General features: G+C 74.4%; 7 protein-coding genes. 2 read left to right on the top strand and 5 right to left on the bottom strand.

Annotated features, from left to right (window positions below):
- Nucleotides 1-53 precede the first annotated feature (53 nt).
- The 4 genes from ACIGFK_RS05215 to ACIGFK_RS05230 all read right to left on the bottom strand — a co-directional run bounded on the left by ACIGFK_RS05215 (nt 54) and on the right by ACIGFK_RS05230 (nt 9,667).
- Nucleotides 54-1,472, bottom strand: a complete 1,419-nt coding sequence (locus tag ACIGFK_RS05215) for a dipeptidase (RefSeq protein WP_400050627.1) — start codon at nt 1,470-1,472, stop codon at nt 54-56.
- 10 nt (nt 1,473-1,482) lie between these two features.
- Nucleotides 1,483-5,223 carry a UvrD-helicase domain-containing protein gene (locus tag ACIGFK_RS05220; RefSeq protein ID WP_400050628.1) on the bottom strand — a complete coding sequence of 1,247 codons (3,741 nt, stop codon included), beginning with the start codon at nt 5,221-5,223 and terminating at the stop codon, nt 1,483-1,485.
- Nucleotides 5,224-5,605: 382 nt separating this feature from the next.
- On the bottom strand, nt 5,606-9,100 hold the full coding sequence (locus ACIGFK_RS05225; RefSeq protein ID WP_386470201.1) for an ATP-dependent helicase: 3,495 nt from the start codon (nt 9,098-9,100) through the stop codon (nt 5,606-5,608).
- 198 nt (nt 9,101-9,298) lie between these two features.
- Nucleotides 9,299-9,667 (bottom strand): MGMT family protein, encoded by a 369-nt coding sequence (locus ACIGFK_RS05230; protein ID WP_400050833.1) that lies wholly within the window; start codon nt 9,665-9,667, stop codon nt 9,299-9,301.
- Nucleotides 9,668-9,777: 110 nt separating this feature from the next.
- Here ACIGFK_RS05230 and ACIGFK_RS05235 point away from each other — a divergent pair, with 110 nt between their 5' ends.
- A complete protein-coding gene (locus ACIGFK_RS05235) occupies nt 9,778-12,681 on the top strand; it encodes a lysylphosphatidylglycerol synthase domain-containing protein (protein ID WP_386470195.1) in 2,904 nt (967 codons plus the stop codon).
- 400 nt (nt 12,682-13,081) lie between these two features.
- Here the strand turns inward: ACIGFK_RS05235 and ACIGFK_RS05240 are convergent, their stop codons facing one another.
- Complete coding sequence (locus tag ACIGFK_RS05240; RefSeq protein ID WP_376660130.1) at nt 13,082-13,822, bottom strand: YwiC-like family protein; 741 nt, start codon at nt 13,820-13,822, stop codon at nt 13,082-13,084.
- A 190-nt stretch (nt 13,823-14,012) separates the two neighbouring features.
- On the opposite strand from ACIGFK_RS05240, the gene ACIGFK_RS05245 reads away from it, so the two are divergent.
- Entirely contained in the window at nt 14,013-17,669 is a 3,657-nt protein-coding gene (locus ACIGFK_RS05245) for a nitrate reductase subunit alpha (protein WP_376660129.1), read from the top strand.
- Nucleotides 17,670-17,672 lie beyond the last annotated feature (3 nt).

Genomic DNA, 17,672 nt, shown 5'->3' on the forward strand with positions numbered 1-17,672 from the left:
GTGGGACTAGGCAGGCGTACGACGGACTACTACGAGTGCGGCGGGTACGGGTGTCAGGCGGTTCCGCGGCGGTGGGTGGCGGCCAGGTCGCCCCACAGGTAGGCGGTCGTCTCGACGCCCTTGAGGAGGAGGTCCAGCTCCACCTTCTCGTTCGGCGAGTGCCAGCCGTCGGAGGGTACCGAGATGCCGAGGAACAGGACGGGCGCGTCCAGAACGTCCTGGAGGTCCGCCGCCGGGCCCGAGCCCCCCTCGCGGGTGAAGCGGACCTTCTCGCCGAACGCGCGGCCCATGGCCCGTACGACCGACTGCAGCGCCGGGTGGTCCAGCGGGGTCAGGCACGGGCGGGTCGGGGCGCCGAAGGTGATGGAGTGCCGGACCCCGTCCGGGATCCGGGCGGCCACCCAGTCCCTGACGGCCGCCTCGACCTCGTACGGGTCCTGCCCGGAAACCAGGCGGAACGACAGCTTCAGGTGGGCGGAGGCGGGCACGATCGTCTTGCCGCCGGGGCCCTGGTAGCCGCCGCCGATGCCGTTGACCTCGGCGGTCGGTCGGGCCCAGACGCGCTCCAGGGTGGAGTAGCCCGCCTCGCCGGCGGCCGCGTGGGACTTGGCCGTGCGCAGCCACTCCGCCTCGTCGAAGGGCAGCTCGGCGATGAGCGCGCGCTCCGTGTCGGTGAGCTCGGCGATGCCGTCGTAGAAGCCCGGGATCGTGACCCGGCCGTCCTCGTCGTGCAGGGCGGCGACCAGGCGGGCGGCGGCGGTGGCCGGGTTCGGCACGGCTCCGCCGAAGGCGCCGGAGTGGATGTCCTGGTCCGGGCCGTGGAAGTCGATCTCGCAGTCGGCGACGCCGCGCATGCCGGTGCAGACGGTGGGGGTGGTCTCGGACCACATGCCGGTGTCGGAGACGATCACGACGTCGGCGGCGAGCTCGGCGGCGCGGGCCTCGACCAGCGCGCGGAAGTGCGGGGAGCCGGACTCCTCCTCGCCCTCGATCAGGAGCTTCAGGTTCACGGCGGGGGCGGCGGAGCCGGTGGCCGCCAGGTGCGCGCGCACGCCGAGGGTGTGGAAGAACACCTGGCCCTTGTCGTCGGCGGCGCCGCGGCCGTACATGCGGCCGTCCTTGACCACCGGCTCGAACGGCTCGGTGTGCCAGCCGTCGGCGAGGGCGGCGGGCTGCACGTCGTGGTGCCCGTAGACGAGGACGGTCGGGGCGTCCGGGTCCTCGCTCGGCCAGTGCGCGAAGACGGCGGGGGCGCCGGTGCCTCCGGCGGTCTCCCAGATGTCGGTGACCGGGAAACCGGTCTCCTTGAGCTTCGCGGCCAGCCACTCGGCGCTGCGGCGCACATCGTCGGCGTGCTCGGGCCGCGCAGAGACCGAGGGGATGCGCAGCCACTCGGCGAGGTCGTCGAGGAAGGCGGCGCGGTGGGTGTCGATGTACGTGCGGACGACGCTGTCCGGCGTGCTGAGGCTCATGGCCACGAGCCTAGCCTTCCGCCTGAGCCTCACCGTCCGTGCCCGGTTTGCCTTGGAGGATCCGCTCAAGACGCGCCCGGTCGGGAAGGTTGCGGGGGCGGATCACGCGGCCGCTGCGCACGTGCAGGAAGGCGGCCGTGACCTGCTCGAGGGGGGTGCCGGTGGCTTCCGCCCAGGCCAGGCGGTACACGGCGAGCTGGAGGGGGTCGGCTTCGGTGGTGCGGCCGGTCTTCCAGTCGACGATCTCCCAGCCACCGTCGTCGGTGCGGTACACGGCGTCGATCCGGCCGCGGATGACCCGGCCGGCCAGGGTGAGCTGGACCGGGGCCTCCATGCGGTGGGGCGGGCGGTCGGCGTATTCGCTGCGCTCGAAGGCCGCCTTGAGGGCGTCTAGGTCGGCCTCGTCCGCGATCTCCTGGTCCGAGCCGGGCAGCTCGGTGGCCGGGTCGAGGACGTCGAGGAGCGGGAGGGGGAGCTCGTCGAAGCGGGACTCCACCCAGGCGTGGAAACGCGTGCCCTGGCGCGCCGCGGGCTGCGGGGGCTTGGGCATGGGGCGGGCGAGGTCGCGTACGAAGCCCTGCTCGTCGGCGGCGAGCCGGAGCAGCTGGCTGGCGGAGAGGGCGGGCGGCAGCTCGACGTCCCGGACGGCGGCGCGGGCACGGCGCAGCTCGCCCTCGAGGGCGTCGAGGTCGCGGTCCCAGGAGGCCACCGTCCGCGCCTCTTCGGGGGTGAGGGGGGTCGGGGCGCCGGGCGTGCCCCGGCGGGCGGGCCGTACGGGCCCGGGCGCGGGTACGGCTGCCGCCTGCCTCCCGGCGGGGGTCGGGTCGGCTGCGGCGGGCGCGGGTGCGGCGGTCTCCGGCCAGAGGTCGTCGTACGGGTCGGCGGGGGTGGGCCGGCGGGGTTCGTCCCCCACCCCGCCCCTTCCCGGAACCGGGGCTCCGCCCCGGACCCCGGCGGGGTCCGGGCCGGCGGCCCAGGGCTCGACGGCCCAGGGGTCGTCGAGGTCCGGGCCCTCGGCCGGGGACGGGGCTGCGGGCCGCGGCTCGGACCAGGGGTCGGTGGCCCAGGGGTCGGTGGCCGAGGGGTCCTCGTCATCCGGCCCGTCGGCCGGGGCTGCGGGCCGGGGTGCGGGTACGTCGGCGGGGCCGGGCTCCGCCCAGTGCTCGGCGGGCCGGGGTTCGTCGTCGTAGGACGGGTCGTCGCAGTGCGGGGGCCAGAGGTAGGGGTCTTCCTCGGGGGGAGGCGGGGTGGCCAGGTGGGATTCGACCAGGGCCGCCGCCGCGCGCCGGAGGGTGAGGGAGGCCGGGTCCAGGGGGAGCGGCCAGGAGTGGTCCGGGCCGGAGTCGGCGGCGAGGGAGGGGTTCTCGGCCTTCGGGTCGGGTTCCTCCGCCCAGGCCTCGATCTCCCCGAAGCCGGCCGCGCAGTGCTCGTACAGGGCCGTCAGGAAGGCGGACGGGCCGCGGCGCTTCTTCTGCGTCGGGCCCCACCAGTGGCCCGAGGCCAGCAGGAGGGAGCGGGGGCGGGTGAAGGTGACGTAGCCGAGGCGGAGCTCTTCCGTCTCCTTGTGGGATTTCAGGGCCGCCTTGAAGGACTTGAGGCCCGCCGAGGTCCACGCCGGGTCCCCCGGCAGGGTGGCGGCGTCACCGCGCAGGGCGTACGGGAGCACCTTCGCGTACGAGGTCCAGGCCTCCGGCGCCTTCTCCTTCGGGAAGGAGCCCGCGCAGAGGTCGGGGACCACGACCACGTCCCACTCCAGGCCCTTGGACTTGTGGGCCGTCAGGACCTTGACCGTGTTCTCCCCGCCCGGCAGCGCGTGGTCCAGGCCCTTCTCGTACTGGGCGGCGGTGCGCAGGAAGCCGAGGAAGGCGAGGAGGGAGGCCTCGCCGTCGAGGGCGGCGAAGCCGGCGGCGACGTCCATGAAGTTCGACAGGGTCTCGCGGCGTCGGGCGGCGAGTGCGTGCGGGGACGCGGACAGCTCCACGTCCAGCCCGGTGGTGGCCAGGACGCGGTGGAGGACGTCCATCAGGGGGTCGGCGAGGGAGCGCCGCAGGTCGCGCAGCTCCTGGGCGAGGTGCGCGAAGCGGACCCGGGCCTCGGCCGAGAAGGGGAGGTCGTCCGGGGCCTGCCCGGCGCCGTCGAGGAAGGTCTCCAGGGCGTCGGCCAGCGAGATGATCTCCGCCGGGTCCACGCCCTCGACCGCCGCCGCCAGGCGTTCGTCCGCGTCCTGCTCGGAGGAGGGGGCGCGGCCCACCAGCAGGCGGGCCCGGCGGCCCAGCAGGGCCAGGTCGCGCGCGCCGATCCGCCAGCGCGGGCCGATCAGGAGCCGGACGAGGGAGGCGTTGGCCGCCGGGTCCTGGAGCACCTCGCAGACCGCGACCAGGTCCGCGACCTCGGGCAGGTGCAGCAGGCCGGACAGGCCGACGACCTCCACCGGCACGTCCCGGGCCACCAGGACGGCCTGGATCTGTGCGAAGTCCCCCGCGGAACGGCACAGCACCGCGATCTCCCCGGGCTCCGTGCCCGTGCGCACCAGGTGCGCGACGGAGTCCCCGAGCCATTCGAGTTCCTCGGCGTGGGTCGGCAGCAGCGCGCAGCGCACGAAGCCGGCCTGTTCCTCGCCCGGCGCCGCGCGCAGCGCCTCGACGCCCTCGTGCATGGCGCGCAGCGGGGCGGCGAGCCCGTTGGCCAGATCGAGCAGGCGGCCGCCGCTGCGCCGGTTCTCGCTGAGGGAGAGCCGGGTGGCGGGGCTGCCGTCGGCGTGCGGGAAGTGCTCGGGGAAGTCGTCGAGGTTGGCCACGGAGGCGCCGCGCCAGCCGTAGATCGCCTGGCAGGGGTCACCGACGGCCGTCACGGCGTGCCCGGTGCCCGCGCCGAACAGACCGGAGAGCAGGAGGCGCTGGGCGACGGACGTGTCCTGGTACTCGTCGAGCAGGACGACGCGGAACTCCTCGCGCAGCAGTGCGCCGACCTCGGGGCGGGTGGTGGCCAGCTGCGCGGACAGGGCTATCTGGTCGCTGAAGTCGAAGAGGTCGCGGGAGCGTTTGGCGGCGCGGTAGCGGGAGACGAGCTCCAGCAGCTCGAGGCGGCCGCGCACGGCCTCGGGGACCTTGCGCAGGTCCTCGTTGGTGAGCTTCGTGCCGGCGAGGGTGTCCAGGAGGGCGGTGTCGTACGCGCGCAGTCCGGCCGGTTCGACGAGGTGCTCGGAGAGCTCCGCGTCGAGCGCGAGCAGGTCTCCGACGAGGTCGGGGAGGGACTTGGTGAGCGCCGGGTACGGGCCGGGGGCCTCGCGCAGCACCTTCGCGGCGAGCTGGAAGCGGGTGGCGTCGGCGAGCAGGCGGGAGGCGGGCTCGAGGCCGATGCGCAGTCCGTGGTCCTTGAGGAGCTGCCCGGCGAAGGCGTGGTACGTGGAGATGCGCGGCTCGCCCCCGGCCGCTTCGGGGTCGGCCGGTGAGGGGTCCGGGTCGGTGATGCCGGCCCGTGCGAGGGCCTTGCGGACGCGCTCGGCGAGCTCGCCGGCGGCCTTGTTGGTGAAGGTCAGTCCGAGGACCTGCTCGGGCGCGACCGCGCCGGTGCCGACGAGCCAGACCACGCGGGCGGCCATGACGGTGGTCTTGCCGGAGCCGGCGCCCGCGACGACGACCTGCGGGGCGGGCGGGGCGGTGACGCAGGCCATCTGCTCGGGCGTGAAGGGGATCCCGAGGAGCTCCTTGAGCTGCTCGGGGTCGGTGAGGACGGCGGGACGCGCGGACACGTAAAAAGGCTAGCCGCACCCACCGACAGCCCCGACCGCCCGCGGTTCGGCCCCGGCCGGGCGCCGGGCCTTGCGCACCCCCGCCCCGCCGGGGCCGGGTGTGCGGCGGGGCGCCCCCGCAGGGCGTCGAACGCAGCCACCTCGAACATGTCCGCTTCCTGGAAACGTTCGACGGCCGAGGAAGTGCCCCGGCGCGCGCCCGGCCCCGGCGGCCCCTGTGTGCGGCCGCTGCGCGGAGCGGGTCCCCTACCCGCCCTTCCTCCCCCAGCTACCGCTGGGAGGTGCCCCCGGTTCCCCGGGGCGCCGCCCCGGACCCCGCGCCTCAAACGCCGGCGAGGCTGAAATGCCCCCAAGCGCCGGAGGCTGGAATGGCCCGGCCCCGTTACTCGACCGTCTGGCGGCCCTCGGGGCGGGCGCTGCACGAGGCGCGGAAGGAGCAGTGGTCGCACTGGCGGCCCGTGACGGGCGCGAAGCGCTCCTCGAGGACCCGGCCCGCGGCGGTGGCGAGGAGGTCGCCGACCCATTCGCCGTCGAGCGGCTGCTGGGCCTGGATCTTCGGGTCGTCGGAGCCCTGGCGGAGCTGCACGAGTTCGGCGCCGCCGGGCTCGGGGCGCAGTCCGTCGAAGACCTCGTCGACGGCGCCCTCGCGGACCGCGAGCTGGTAGACGGCGAGCTGGGGGTGGCGGGCGACCTCGGCCTTCGTCGGCGAGGACTTGCCGGTCTTGAAGTCCACGACGTACGCGCGCCCCTGCGGGTCCGCTTCGACGCGGTCCATGGAGCCGCGGATGCGCACGGCGTAGTCGCCCGCGTCGAGGGTGACGTCGAACTCGTGCTCCGTGGCGACGGCGGCCCGGCCCCCGCGGTCGGTGTTGTGCCAGCGCAGGAAGCGTTCGAGGGCGGCGCGGGCGTTGTCCTTCTCCTGGCGGGACTTCCAGGGCGCGTCGAAGGCGAGGGCGTCCCACACGGAGTCGAGGCGTTCCATGAGGACGGCCAGGTCGGCGGGGGTGCGCCCGGAGGCGACCTCGTCGGCGAGGACGTGGACGACGTTGCCGAAGCCCTGGGCGGCGGTGGAGGGGGCGTCGGCCTTGACCTCGCGGCCGAGGAACCACTGGAGGGAGCAGGTGTTCGCGAGCTGGTCCAGGGCGCTGCCGGACAGGGCGACCGGCCGGTCCCGGTCGCGCAGCGGGACGCTGCTGCGGGTGGGCTCGTACAGGCCCCACCAGCGCTGCGGGTGCGCGGCGGGCACGAGGGGGCGGTCCTCGTCGTCGGTGAGCGCGGCGAGCCGGGCCAGGCGCCGGGCGGCCGCTTCGCGCAGCTCGGGCGATGCCTCGGGGTCGACGGTGGTGGCGCGCAGCTCGGCGACGAGTGCGGGGACGGCGAGGGGGCGGCGGGGGCGGCCGGAGACGTCCTTGGGGGTGACGCCGAGTTCGCCCAGGAAACGGGAGGGCTGGTCGCCGTCCTCGGCGGGGGCCTTGACCGCGGTGACGACGAGGCGGTCGCGGGCGCGGGTGGCGGCGACGTAGAACAGCCGGCGCTCCTCGGCGAGGAGCGCGCCGGGGGTGAGGGGCTCGGCGAGGCCGTCGCGGCCGATGCGGTCGGCCTCCAGGAGGGAGCCGCGGCGGCGCAGGTCGGGCCAGAGCCCCTCCTGCACGCCGGCGACGACGACGAGACCCCATTCGAGGCCCTTGGAGCGGTGGGCCGTCATCAGCCGGACGGCGTCGGGGCGGGCCGCCGTGCCGGTGAGGGTGTCGGCGGCGATGTCCTCGGCCTCGAGCTGTTCGAGGAAGTTGAGGGCGCCGCGGCCGCCGGTACGTTCCTCCGCGCGCGCGGCGGTGTCGAAGAGGGCGCAGACAGCGTCGAGGTCGCGGTCGGCGTTGCGGCCGGCGGTGCCGCCGCGGCGGGCCTGGCGCTCGAGCCGCTGCGGCCAGGGGGTGCCGTCCCAGAGGGTCCACAGGGCCTCTTCGGCGGTGCCGCCGCCCTGGAGGAGCTCGCGGGCCTTGCGGAGGAGGAGGCCGAGGCGCTGGGCGCCGCGGGCGTAGGCGGGGTCGTGCGCGGTGAGCCGCTCGGGCTCGGCGAGGGCGCGGGCGAGCAGGACGTCGGAGGGCGCCGGCACCTTGACGCCTGCGGCGCGCTCCTCGTCGCGCAGGGCCCGGCCGAGGCGGCGCAGGTCGGCGGCGTCCATCCCCCCGAGGGGGGAGGCGAGCAGGGTGAGGGCGGCCTCGACGCCGATCCATCCCCCGTCGGCGGTGTCGCCTGCGGCGGGCTCGGGGTCCGCGCCGTCCGTCCCGTCGGCGGTGTCGGTGGTTTCCCGCCCGCCCGCCCCGACGCTGCGAGCAGGCTCGCCCTCCTCGGGCGCCGGGGTGCCCGCAGGGCCGGCGGGCAAGGCCGCGCCTGCGGCCGGCTCGTCGGCGGAGCCGGGCGCGGCGCTGCCCGTTGCCGTTCCCGGCGCTGCCGGCACGGCGGGGGTGCCCGGGGTGGCGTTCGGCCGGGGCGGGTCGGTGGGGTCGGCCGGGCTCGCCGCAGGCGGCGGGGCGGCGGTTGTGCGGAGGGCTGTGAGGAGGGGGGCTACCGCCGGTTCGTGGCGGAGGGGGGTGGCCGTGGCGTCGGTCTCGGCCGGGACGCCCGCCGTGATCAGGGCGCGGCGCATCGCCGGGAGGGTGCGGCCCCCGGAGCGGACCAGGACGGCCATGTCCTGCCACGGCACGCCGTCCTCCAGGTGCGCGCGGCGCAGGATGTCGGCGATGTTGTCGAGCTCGGCGCCCGCCGTGGGGTACGTGTACACCTCCACCGAGCCGCCCTCCCGCGTGGGGGTGAGGGCGCGGTGCGCGCGGACGGCGGCCGCCGGGAGGCGGGGCACCGGCATGCGGGCGGTGAGGAGGCGGGTGGCCGCGAGGAGGTTCGCGCGCGAGCGGCGGCCGACCGTGAGGGCCCGTACCTCCGCGCCCGGGAAGGCGGACTCGAAGTCCAGGGTGTTGTTGATGTCGGCGCCGCGGAAGGCGTAGATCGACTGGTCGGGGTCGCCGAAGGCGGTCAGCGCCCCGCCGGGGCCGGTCAGCGCGCGCAGCAGCCGCAGCTGGGAGGCGTCCGTGTCCTGGTACTCGTCCACGAAGATCGCGTCGTAGGAGGAGGCGAGGGACGGGGTGCGCTCCGCGAGGAGGACGGCCCGGTGCAGGAGTTCGGCGTAGTCCAGCATGCCCTGCAGGTCCAGGACGTCCAGGTACTCGGACAGGAACGCCGCGGCCGCCTTCCAGTCCGGGCGGCCGATCCGGTCGGCGAAGGCGGAGAGCGCGGAGGGGCCGAGGCCCAGCTCGCGGGCGCGGGCCAGGACGGCGCGGACCTCGTCGGCGAAGCCGCGCGTCGTGAGGGCGGCCCGCAGGTCGTCCGGCCAGCGGATGGAGCGGGAGCGGCGCTGGCCTTCCAGGAGGGTGCGGACCATGACGTCCTGCTCCGCGCCGGACAGCAGCCGCAGCGGGTCCGCGAACAGGTCGGTGTCCTGGTGGGCGCGGACCAGGCCGTAGCAGAAGGAGTGGAAGGTGGTGGCCTGCGGCGCCCGCGCACCGCCGAGGCGCAGGGCGGTCCGGTCGCGCAGTTCCACCGCGGCCTTGCGGCTGAACGTGAGGATGAGGATGCGGGCCGGGTCCGTGCCCGCCTCCACGCGGGCGGTGACCGCTTCGACCAGCGTGGTGGTCTTGCCGGTGCCGGGTCCGGCCAGGACCAGCAGGGGTCCGCCGGTGTGCTCAACCACCGACCGCTGGGCTGCGTCCAGCACAGGGGGATCCACCCGTTCCGGCCCGGTGCGCACGAGGCGGTACGCGTCGGGGGTCCGCGTACGCCGCCGTTCGGTGCGGCGGTCGGCGTCGGAGGAAGGGGTGTTCACGTGAGATGCCGGTCCTGGTCGTCCTGGGTGTGCTGGTCGGGAGGCTGGGTCTGCGGGGGGCGTCGCGACGGTTCGCGGAGCAGCCGAAGAGGCAACGCTACGGCAACGGGCCGATGCCGCGCAGTCCCCCCGGGTACCCCGTACGGGCGTTCGCGCGTTCCCCCGACCGCCCGCTCAGGCCCCGCATGGCCGAAGCTGTCAGGTGTGAGCCTCGTCGCGCGTGCCGTCCCGGCCGGGGTCCCCGGGATCCCCGTCCCAGCGCGCCCGGCGCATGTCCAGCCGCGCCTCGCCGCCGGCCGTCAGGCGCAGCGGGGTGGCCTCCGACCGGTAGTGCTCCAGGGCGCGCAGCTCGTGTCCGGGCAGGGGTACGCCGTCCGCCCGCACCACGCGCCACCAGGGAACTGCTCCCCCGTACAGGGCCATGACGCGCCCGACCTGACGTGGTCCGCCCTCGCCGAGCCACTCGGCGACGTCCCCGTACGTCATCACCCGGCCGGGCGGAATCCGCTCGGCCACCTCCAGTACGTGCTCCGCGTACGCGGGCAGTTCCTCGCTCATCCGGCCCATGGTGCAGCACGCCGGAGGCCCGTCGGCGGAAGCCTCGGTTCCATACCGGCGCGCACCCTGATGCCCCGCGGCCCGGTCGGTCCGTGCCACCATCTTCCGGGCGGTGACTGGTGATACGTGATCAAGAAGAGACGGATGTGACGACGAAGGAGCAGGGTGTGAGCCCTCCGAACGGCGCGGCGACGGACGGCGACGCGCGCCCGGGCGACGGCGACGGCGAGAGCCACAGCACCCACGACCGCGCTCGTCACGACGGCACCACCCGCCCGGATTCCCCGGGGGACGGCCCCGCCCAGCACGCGGAGGACGGCCCGGCACCCGGATCGGGCGACGGCCCGCAGAACGGCCTGGGAGACGGACCGCACAACGGCCCGGAGGACGGACCGCACAACGGCCCGGGGGACGGCCCGCACGGACACGCCCCCACGGCCGCCGATCAGGTCGAGGTCGACGAACCGCTGCTCGCCGCCCGCGTGCACCGGCCGTCCGATCTCGTACGCCTGCTCGTCGGCATCATCGGCATCGCCGTCGTCCTCGGCATCTCCGCCTTCGCCCACGGCACCACCGCCGGCCTGGAAGCCGACATCAACCAGGGCACCGGAGCCGCACCCGACCTGCTGATCAAGGTCGCCGCGCTGGTCTCGAGCATCGCCGTGCTGCTGCTCCCCGTCGCCTTCGCCATCGAGCGGCTGATCAAACGCGACGGACTGCGCATCGCCGACGGCGTGCTCGCCGCCGTCCTCGCGCACGGGGTCACCCTCGCCACCGACCTGTGGGTCTCCCAGGCCGCCCCCGAGACCATCCAGGACGCCCTGACGCTCCCCGCGGGCACCGCCGGGGACCTCACCGATCCGGTGCACGGCTACCTCGCGCCCGTGATCGCGTACATGACCGCCGTCGGGATGACCCGCAGACCGCGCTGGCGCGTGGCGCTGTGGGTGGTGCTGCTGCTCGACGCGTTCACGATGCTGGTCAGCGGTTACACCACCCCCTTCTCGATCATCCTCACCGTGCTCATCGGCTGGAGCGTGGCGTACGGGACCCTGTACGCCGTCGGCTCGCCGAACGTCCGCCCCACCGGGCAGAACCTCCTCGCGGGGCTGCGCCGGGTCGGCTTCCAGCCGGTCAGCGCGATGCGGGCCGAGCAGGCCGAGGGCGGCCCGGAGGCCTCGGAGATCGGCGACCGGGGGCGGCGCTACCACGTCACCCTGGAGGACGGCCCGCCGCTCGACGTCACCGTGGTCGACCGGGAGCAGCAGGCCCAGGGGTTCTTCTACCGGGTCTGGCGCCGGCTCACCCTGCGGGGCATCACCACCCGGCGCAGCCTCCAGTCGCTGCGCCAGGCCCTCGAGCAGGAGGCCCTGCTCGCCTATGCGGCCATCGCGGCCGGGGCCAACGCGCCGAAGCTGATCGCCACCTCCGAGCTCGGCCCGGACGCCGTGATGCTCGTGTACGAGCACCTGGACGGCCGGACGCTGGACTCGCTCCCCGACGAGGAGATCACGGACGAGCTGACCCACAACACGTGGAAGCAGGTACGGGCCCTGCAGTCGCGGCGCATCGCGCACCGTCGGCTCACGGGGGACGCGTTGGTGGTGGATCGTTCCGGCAACGTCGTCCTCACCGACCTGCGCGGTGGCGAGATCGCGGCCGGTGACCTGGTCCTGCGGATGGACGTGGCGCAGCTGCTGACCACCCTCGGCCTGCGGGTCGGCGCGGAGCGCGCGGTGGCCTCGGCGGTGTCGGTGCTGGGCCCGGACACGGTGGCGGACTGCCTGCCGCTGCTGCAGCCGATCGCGCTGAGCCGGTCCACCCGGGCGACGCTGCGCAAGCTGGCCCGGGAGCGGGCGGAGCGGCAGCGGGAGGCCGTACTGGAGTCCTCGCGGGCGGCGAAGGCGGCGCGCGAGGCGGACACGGCGGCTTCGGGCGGCTCGGGCTCCGCATCGGCGGCGGCCGACCGCAAGGCCCAGAAGAAGGCCCTGGACGACGCGCTGGACGGGGCCCGCGAGGAGGACCTGCTGAGCCAGATCCGCCAGCAGGTCCTGCTGATCCGCCCGCAGGCGCCGGTGGAGCCGGCCCGGCTGGAGCGGATCCGGCCGCGGACGCTGGTGTCGTTCATCGCGGGCGCGTTCGGCGCGTACTTCCTGCTGACGCAGCTCGCGCACGTGGACTTCGGCACGATCGTCGCCAAGGCGCAGTGGGGCTGGGTCGGGGCGGCGCTCGCCTTCTCGGCGCTCAGCTACTTCGCGGCGGCGATGAGCCTGCTGGGCTTCGTGCCGGAGCGGGTGCCGTTCCTGCGGACGGTGGTCGCGCAGGTGGCCGGTTCCTTCGTGAAGCTGGTGGCGCCGGCGGCGGTGGGCGGTGTCGCGCTGAACACCCGCTTCCTCCAGCGCGCCGGGGTCCGCCCGGGGCTGGCGGTCGCGAGCGTGGGCGCCTCGCAGCTCTTCGGACTGGCCAGCCACATCCTGCTGCTGCTGTCCTTCGGCTACCTGACGGGGACCGAGAAGACCCCCGAGATGACCCCGTCGAGGACGGTCATCGCCGGTCTGCTGACGGTGGCGGTGCTGGTGCTGGTGGTGACGGCGGTCCCGTTCATGCGGAAGTTCGTCGTGACGCGGGTGCGGGCGCTGTTCGCGGGTGTGGTGCCGCGCATGCTGGACGTGCTCCAGCGGCCGCAGAAGCTGCTGACGGGCATCGGCGGGATGCTGCTGCTGACGGGCTGCTTCGTGATGTGCCTGGACGCGTCGATCCGCGCGTTCGGGGGCGGCGAGGCCATCAGCCTCGCGAGCATCGCGGTGGTCTTCCTCGCGGGCAACGCCCTGGGGTCGGCGGCGCCGACGCCGGGTGGCATCGGCGCGGTGGAGACGACCCTGACGCTGGGTCTGATCGCGGCGGGGCTGGAGAAGGAGGTCGCGATCTCGGCGGTGCTGTTGTTCCGGCTGATGACGTTCTGGCTGCCGGTGCTGCCGGGGTGGGTGTCGTTCAACTTCTTGACCCGCAAGGAAGCCATCTAGCCTCCGGCTCGGTCAGCGGTCCCGGGGCGGGTGCCGCCCCGGGCCTCCGCCCGTCCGTGCTCCGCCCGGTACCCCCTACGGCGCTCCGCGCCCGCGCCTCAAACGCCGGCGGGGCTGGGATTCCGGCCCGCCCGCACCCCCGTCCGGCGTTTGAGGACCGGGGTCCGGGGCGGAGCCCCCCCACGCGCGGCGGAGCCGCAGATTCGGTACGCCGGGAAGGGGCGGGGCGGGGAAAGGCCCCGCGCAGCGGCCCGCGCTCGCAGGGGCCGCCGGGCCCGGGCGCGCGGCGGGGCACCTCCTCGGCCGTCGAACGTTTCCACGGGGCCGGCCGAGTACGGGGCGGTTGCGTTCGACTCCCTGCGGGGGCACCCCACCGCACACCCGACCCAGGCGGGGGCGATCAGAGGACCGCCGCCAGTGTCAGCAGCAGGGCCGCCGAGCAGCACAGTTCGACGGCGCCCACCACCGGGACCCGCAGCCCCCGCCCGGGGAGGGCGACGGCTCGGGCCAGGTAGGCCGCGAAGGGGATCGCCAGCCAGGGTGAGAGGAGTGCGGCCACCGCCAGGGCCCCCGCATGGTAGACCGCCGAACCGGCCCGGTACGCCGGCGAGTTGCGCTCCCTGATCATCGTCTTCACGTACGGCACCGTCCCCGCGAAGTACAGCAGGCACGCCACCGCGCCCGGCCAGGCCCCCGCCGGGCCGAGGCCCCCCAGGCGGGCCGCCACGAGCAGCATCCCGCACGCCGGGACCACCGCCGCCAGGCCGTTGAGCAGGGCCCGCTCCCGCCCCCGCCAGGCGTGGTACGTGTTGACCAGGACGAACGGCGAGGCGAGCAGGGCCGCCGGCACCAGCCACGGGTGCAGCACCGCCAACGGCGCGCCGGCCGCCGCGAACGCCGCCCCGAACACCACCGCGGGACGCGCATGGCGGGCGGCCGAGCGCAGGCCGCGCGCGTGCAGCCGCAGCCACTGCTGGCCGTGGAAGGCCGCGGCGTACCCGAGCAGCCACGCCGCGAACAGCAGCGCGTGCGCCCAGCCCGTCCGGGGGGCGAGCAGCGTGCCCGCGAGGAACGGCACCGCCAGCATCGCCCAGGCCCCGTGCTGGTCCGGGAGCCATGTGCGGTTCTTCGTTCTCGCCATCGTGAATGGGAATTTCTTCGCGCTATTCGCCTCCGCCGTCGCGGAGTTGGACCCCTCCAGGCTGGCATCCGCCCGGCCCCCGAAATAGCGGAAAGAGGTCATGCCCGTCCGGGACCTTCGTCCCCGGATTCTGCCTTTCCGCGGGCGTAGCGTCGATGACGCACCATTCCCATCGGCCTGGAGGGTCGCCTTGCAGAAGCGTCAGGGACATCAGGACGCGGATCCACTCGTCAGGGCGGGGAGCTTCTTCACCCGCGCCGAGGTCTCCGGTGACCTGCGTACCGTCCATCACACGGGCGGGCGCGCTGCCGAGGCCTTCTACCGGGACCGTTGGAGCCACGACAAGGTCGTCCACTCGACCCACGGCGTGAACTGCACCGGCTCGTGCCGGTGGAAGGTGTACGTCAAGGACGGGATCATCACCTGGGAGACCCAGGCCACCGACTACCCGTCCGTGGGTCCGGACCGGCCCGAGTACGAGCCGCGCGGCTGTCCTCGGGGGGCTTCGTTCTCCTGGTATTCGTACTCGCCCACCCGGGTGCGCCACCCGTACGTGCGGGGCGTCCTGCTGGAGATGTACCGGGAGGCGAAGGGGCGGCTGGGCGACCCCGTGCTGGCGTGGGCCGACATCCAGGGCGACCCCGGGCGCCGGCGCTCCTACCAGCGGGCCCGCGGCAAGGGCGGGCTGGTGCGGGCGAGCTGGGAGGAGGCGACGGAGATCGTCGCCGCCGCGCACGTGCACACCATCAAGGAGCACGGCCCGGACCGTGTCGCGGGCTTCTCGCCGATCCCCGCGATGTCGATGGCCTCGCACGCGGCCGGCGCCCGCTTCCACTCCCTCATCGGCGCGCCGATGCTGAGCTTCTACGACTGGTACGCGGACCTGCCAGTGGCCTCGCCGCAGGTGTTCGGGGATCAGACCGACGTGCCGGAGTCCGGTGACTGGTGGGACGCCGCGTACCTGATGATGTGGGGCTCCAATGTGCCCGTCACGCGTACGCCCGATGCGCACTGGATGGCGGAGGCGCGTTATCGCGGGCAGAAGGTCGTCACCGTCTCCCCCGATTTCGCGGACAACACGAAATTCGCCGACGAATGGATGCACCCGCACCCCGGCACGGACGGTGCGCTGGCCCTGGCGATGGGGCACGTCATCCTGAAGGAGTTCTTCGTCGAGAAGGAGACGCCGTTCTTCGCCGAGTACGTGCGGAAGTACACCGACCTGCCGTTTCTCGTGTCGCTGAAGGAGACGGAACAGGGGCTGGTGCCGGGCAAGTTCGTCACCGCCGCCGATCTGGGGCGGGAGACGGAGAACGCGGAGTGGAAGACCGTCCTCGTCGACGACGTGACCGGTGAGCCGGTCGTCCCGAACGGCACGCTCGGGCACCGCTGGGGGAAGAACGAGACCCCGGAGTGGAATCTGGACCTCGGCGCGACCGTCCCCCGGCTGACGCTCCTCGGGGAGAGCGGCACCGCGGAGATCACGCTGCCCCGCTTCGAGGACGACGAGCGCGGCGGTACCGTCCGCCGCGGGGTCCCCGTGCGCCGCCTCGGCGGCCGGCTCGTCACCACCGTCTTCGACCTGATGCTGGCCCAGTACGGGGTCGAGCGCGCGGGCCTGCCCGGTGAGTGGCCCGCCGGCTACGAGGACGCCTCCCAGCCCGGCACCCCCGGCTGGCAGGAGTCGCTGACCTCGGTCCCGGCCGCGCAGGCGGCGCGCGTGGCACGGGAGTTCGCGCGGACCGCCGAGCAGTCGCAGGGCCGCTGCATGATCCTGATGGGCGCGGGCACGAACCACTGGTTCCACTCCGAGACCATCTACCGCGCCTTCCTCGCCCTCCTCACCCTCACCGGCTGCCAGGGCCGCAACGGCGGCGGCTGGGGTCACTACGTCGGCCAGGAGAAGTGCCGTCCGGTCACCGGCTGGGCCACCCTCGCCGCCGCCTCCGACTGGTCGCGTCCGCCGCGCCAGATGATCGGCGCGGCCTGGTTCTACCTCCACACCGACCAGTGGCGTTACGACACGCTGCCCGCCGAGGCGCTGGCCTCGCCGCTGGCCACGGGCGCCTTCGACGGCATGACGGGCTCCGACTGCCTGGCGGCGAGCGCCCGGATGGGCTGGATGCCGTCGTACCCGACCTTCGACCGCAATCCGCTGGAGCTGGGCGAGGCCGAGGACCCGGTCGGTGAAACGGTTCGCCGCCTCAAGGACGGCACGCTCGGCTTCGCCGGCGAGGATCCGGACGCGCCGCGCAACTGGCCGCGCGTGCTCAACGTATGGCGGGCGAACCTCCTCGGCTCCAGCTCGAAGGGCAACGAGTACTTCCTCAAGCACCTCCTCGGCACGCACTCCAACCTCCCCGAGGACGGGCCGCGCTGCACGCCGAAGGACGTCGTCTACCGGGAGGAGGACGTGGAGGGGAAGCTCGACCTGCTGATGAGCATGGACTTCCGGATGACGTCCACGACGCTGCTGTCCGACGTGGTCCTGCCGGCCGCGACCTGGTACGAGAAGCACGACCTGTCGTCCACGGACATGCACCCCTTCCTGCACGCCTTCACCCCGGCCGTGGACCCGCCCTGGCAGGCCCGCTCCGACTACGACGCCTTCCGCGGCCTCGCGACACGCTTCGGCGAGCTCGCCGGGACCCATCTGGGCGTGCGCAGGGACCTGGTGGCGACCGCCCTCCAGCACGACACCCCGGGCGGCGAGATGGCCCAGCCGGGCGGGGTCGCGCTCGACTGGTCGAAGGGCGAGTGCGAGCCCGTACCCGGCCGGACGATGTACGACCTCGCGGTGGTGACCCGTGACTACGGGGCGGTCGGCGAGAAGTTCGCCGCGCTCGGCCCGCTGGTGGACCGGCTCGGCGTGACGACGAAGGCCGTCACCTTCGACGTGGCGGAGGAGGTCGCGTACCTCGGCGAGAAGAACGGCCTGGTCAGGAGCGGGACGGCCGAGGGCCGTCCCCGCCTGGACACCGCGCAGCGCGCCTGCGAGGCGATCCTCTCCCTCTCCGGCACGTCGAACGGCCGCCTCGCCACCCAGGGCTTCGAGACCCTGGAGAAGCAGGTCGGCACGCACATGGCCCACCTGGCCGCGGAGGCCGAGGGCAAGCGGATCACCTTCGCCGACACCCAGGCCCGCCCGGTCCCGGTGATCACCTCACCGGAGTGGTCGGGCTCGGAGTCCGGCGGGCGCCGCTACACCGCCTTCACCGTCAACACCGAGCACCTCAAGCCCTGGCACACCCTCACCGGCCGCCAGCACTTCTTCATCGACCACGACTGGCTGCACGAGGTCGGGGAGTCGCTGCCCGTCTACAAGCCGCCGCTGAACATGCACACCCTGTACGGGGAGCCCGAGCTCGGCCGCGTCGACGAGAAGGCGAAGTCGGTGGCGGTGCGCTACCTGACCCCGCACAACAAGTGGGCGATCCACAGCCAGTACCAGGACAACCTCTACATGATGACCCTCGGCCGGGGCGGTCAGACGGTCTGGATGTCCCCGCAGGACGCGGAGGCGATCGGCGTCGCCGACAACGACTGGATCGAGGCGGTCAACCGCAACGGCGTGATCACCGCCCGCGCGATCGTCTCCCACAAGATGCCGCCCGGCACGGTCTACATGAACCACGCCCAGGAGCGGACGGTCGGCGTCCCGAAGACGGAGAAGACGGGCCGCCGCGGCGGCATCCACAACTCCCTGACCCGGGTGATGCTCAAGCCCACCCACCTCATCGGCGGCTACGCCCAGCTGACCTGGGCCTTCAACTACCTCGGCCCGACCGGCAACCAGCGCGACGAGGTGACGGTCATCCGCCGCCGCGACCAGAAGGTGGAGTACTAGAGC

The sequence above is a fragment of the Streptomyces sp. NPDC085524 genome, from assembly GCF_044541755.1.
GTDB lineage: Bacteria > Actinomycetota > Actinomycetes > Streptomycetales > Streptomycetaceae > Streptomyces.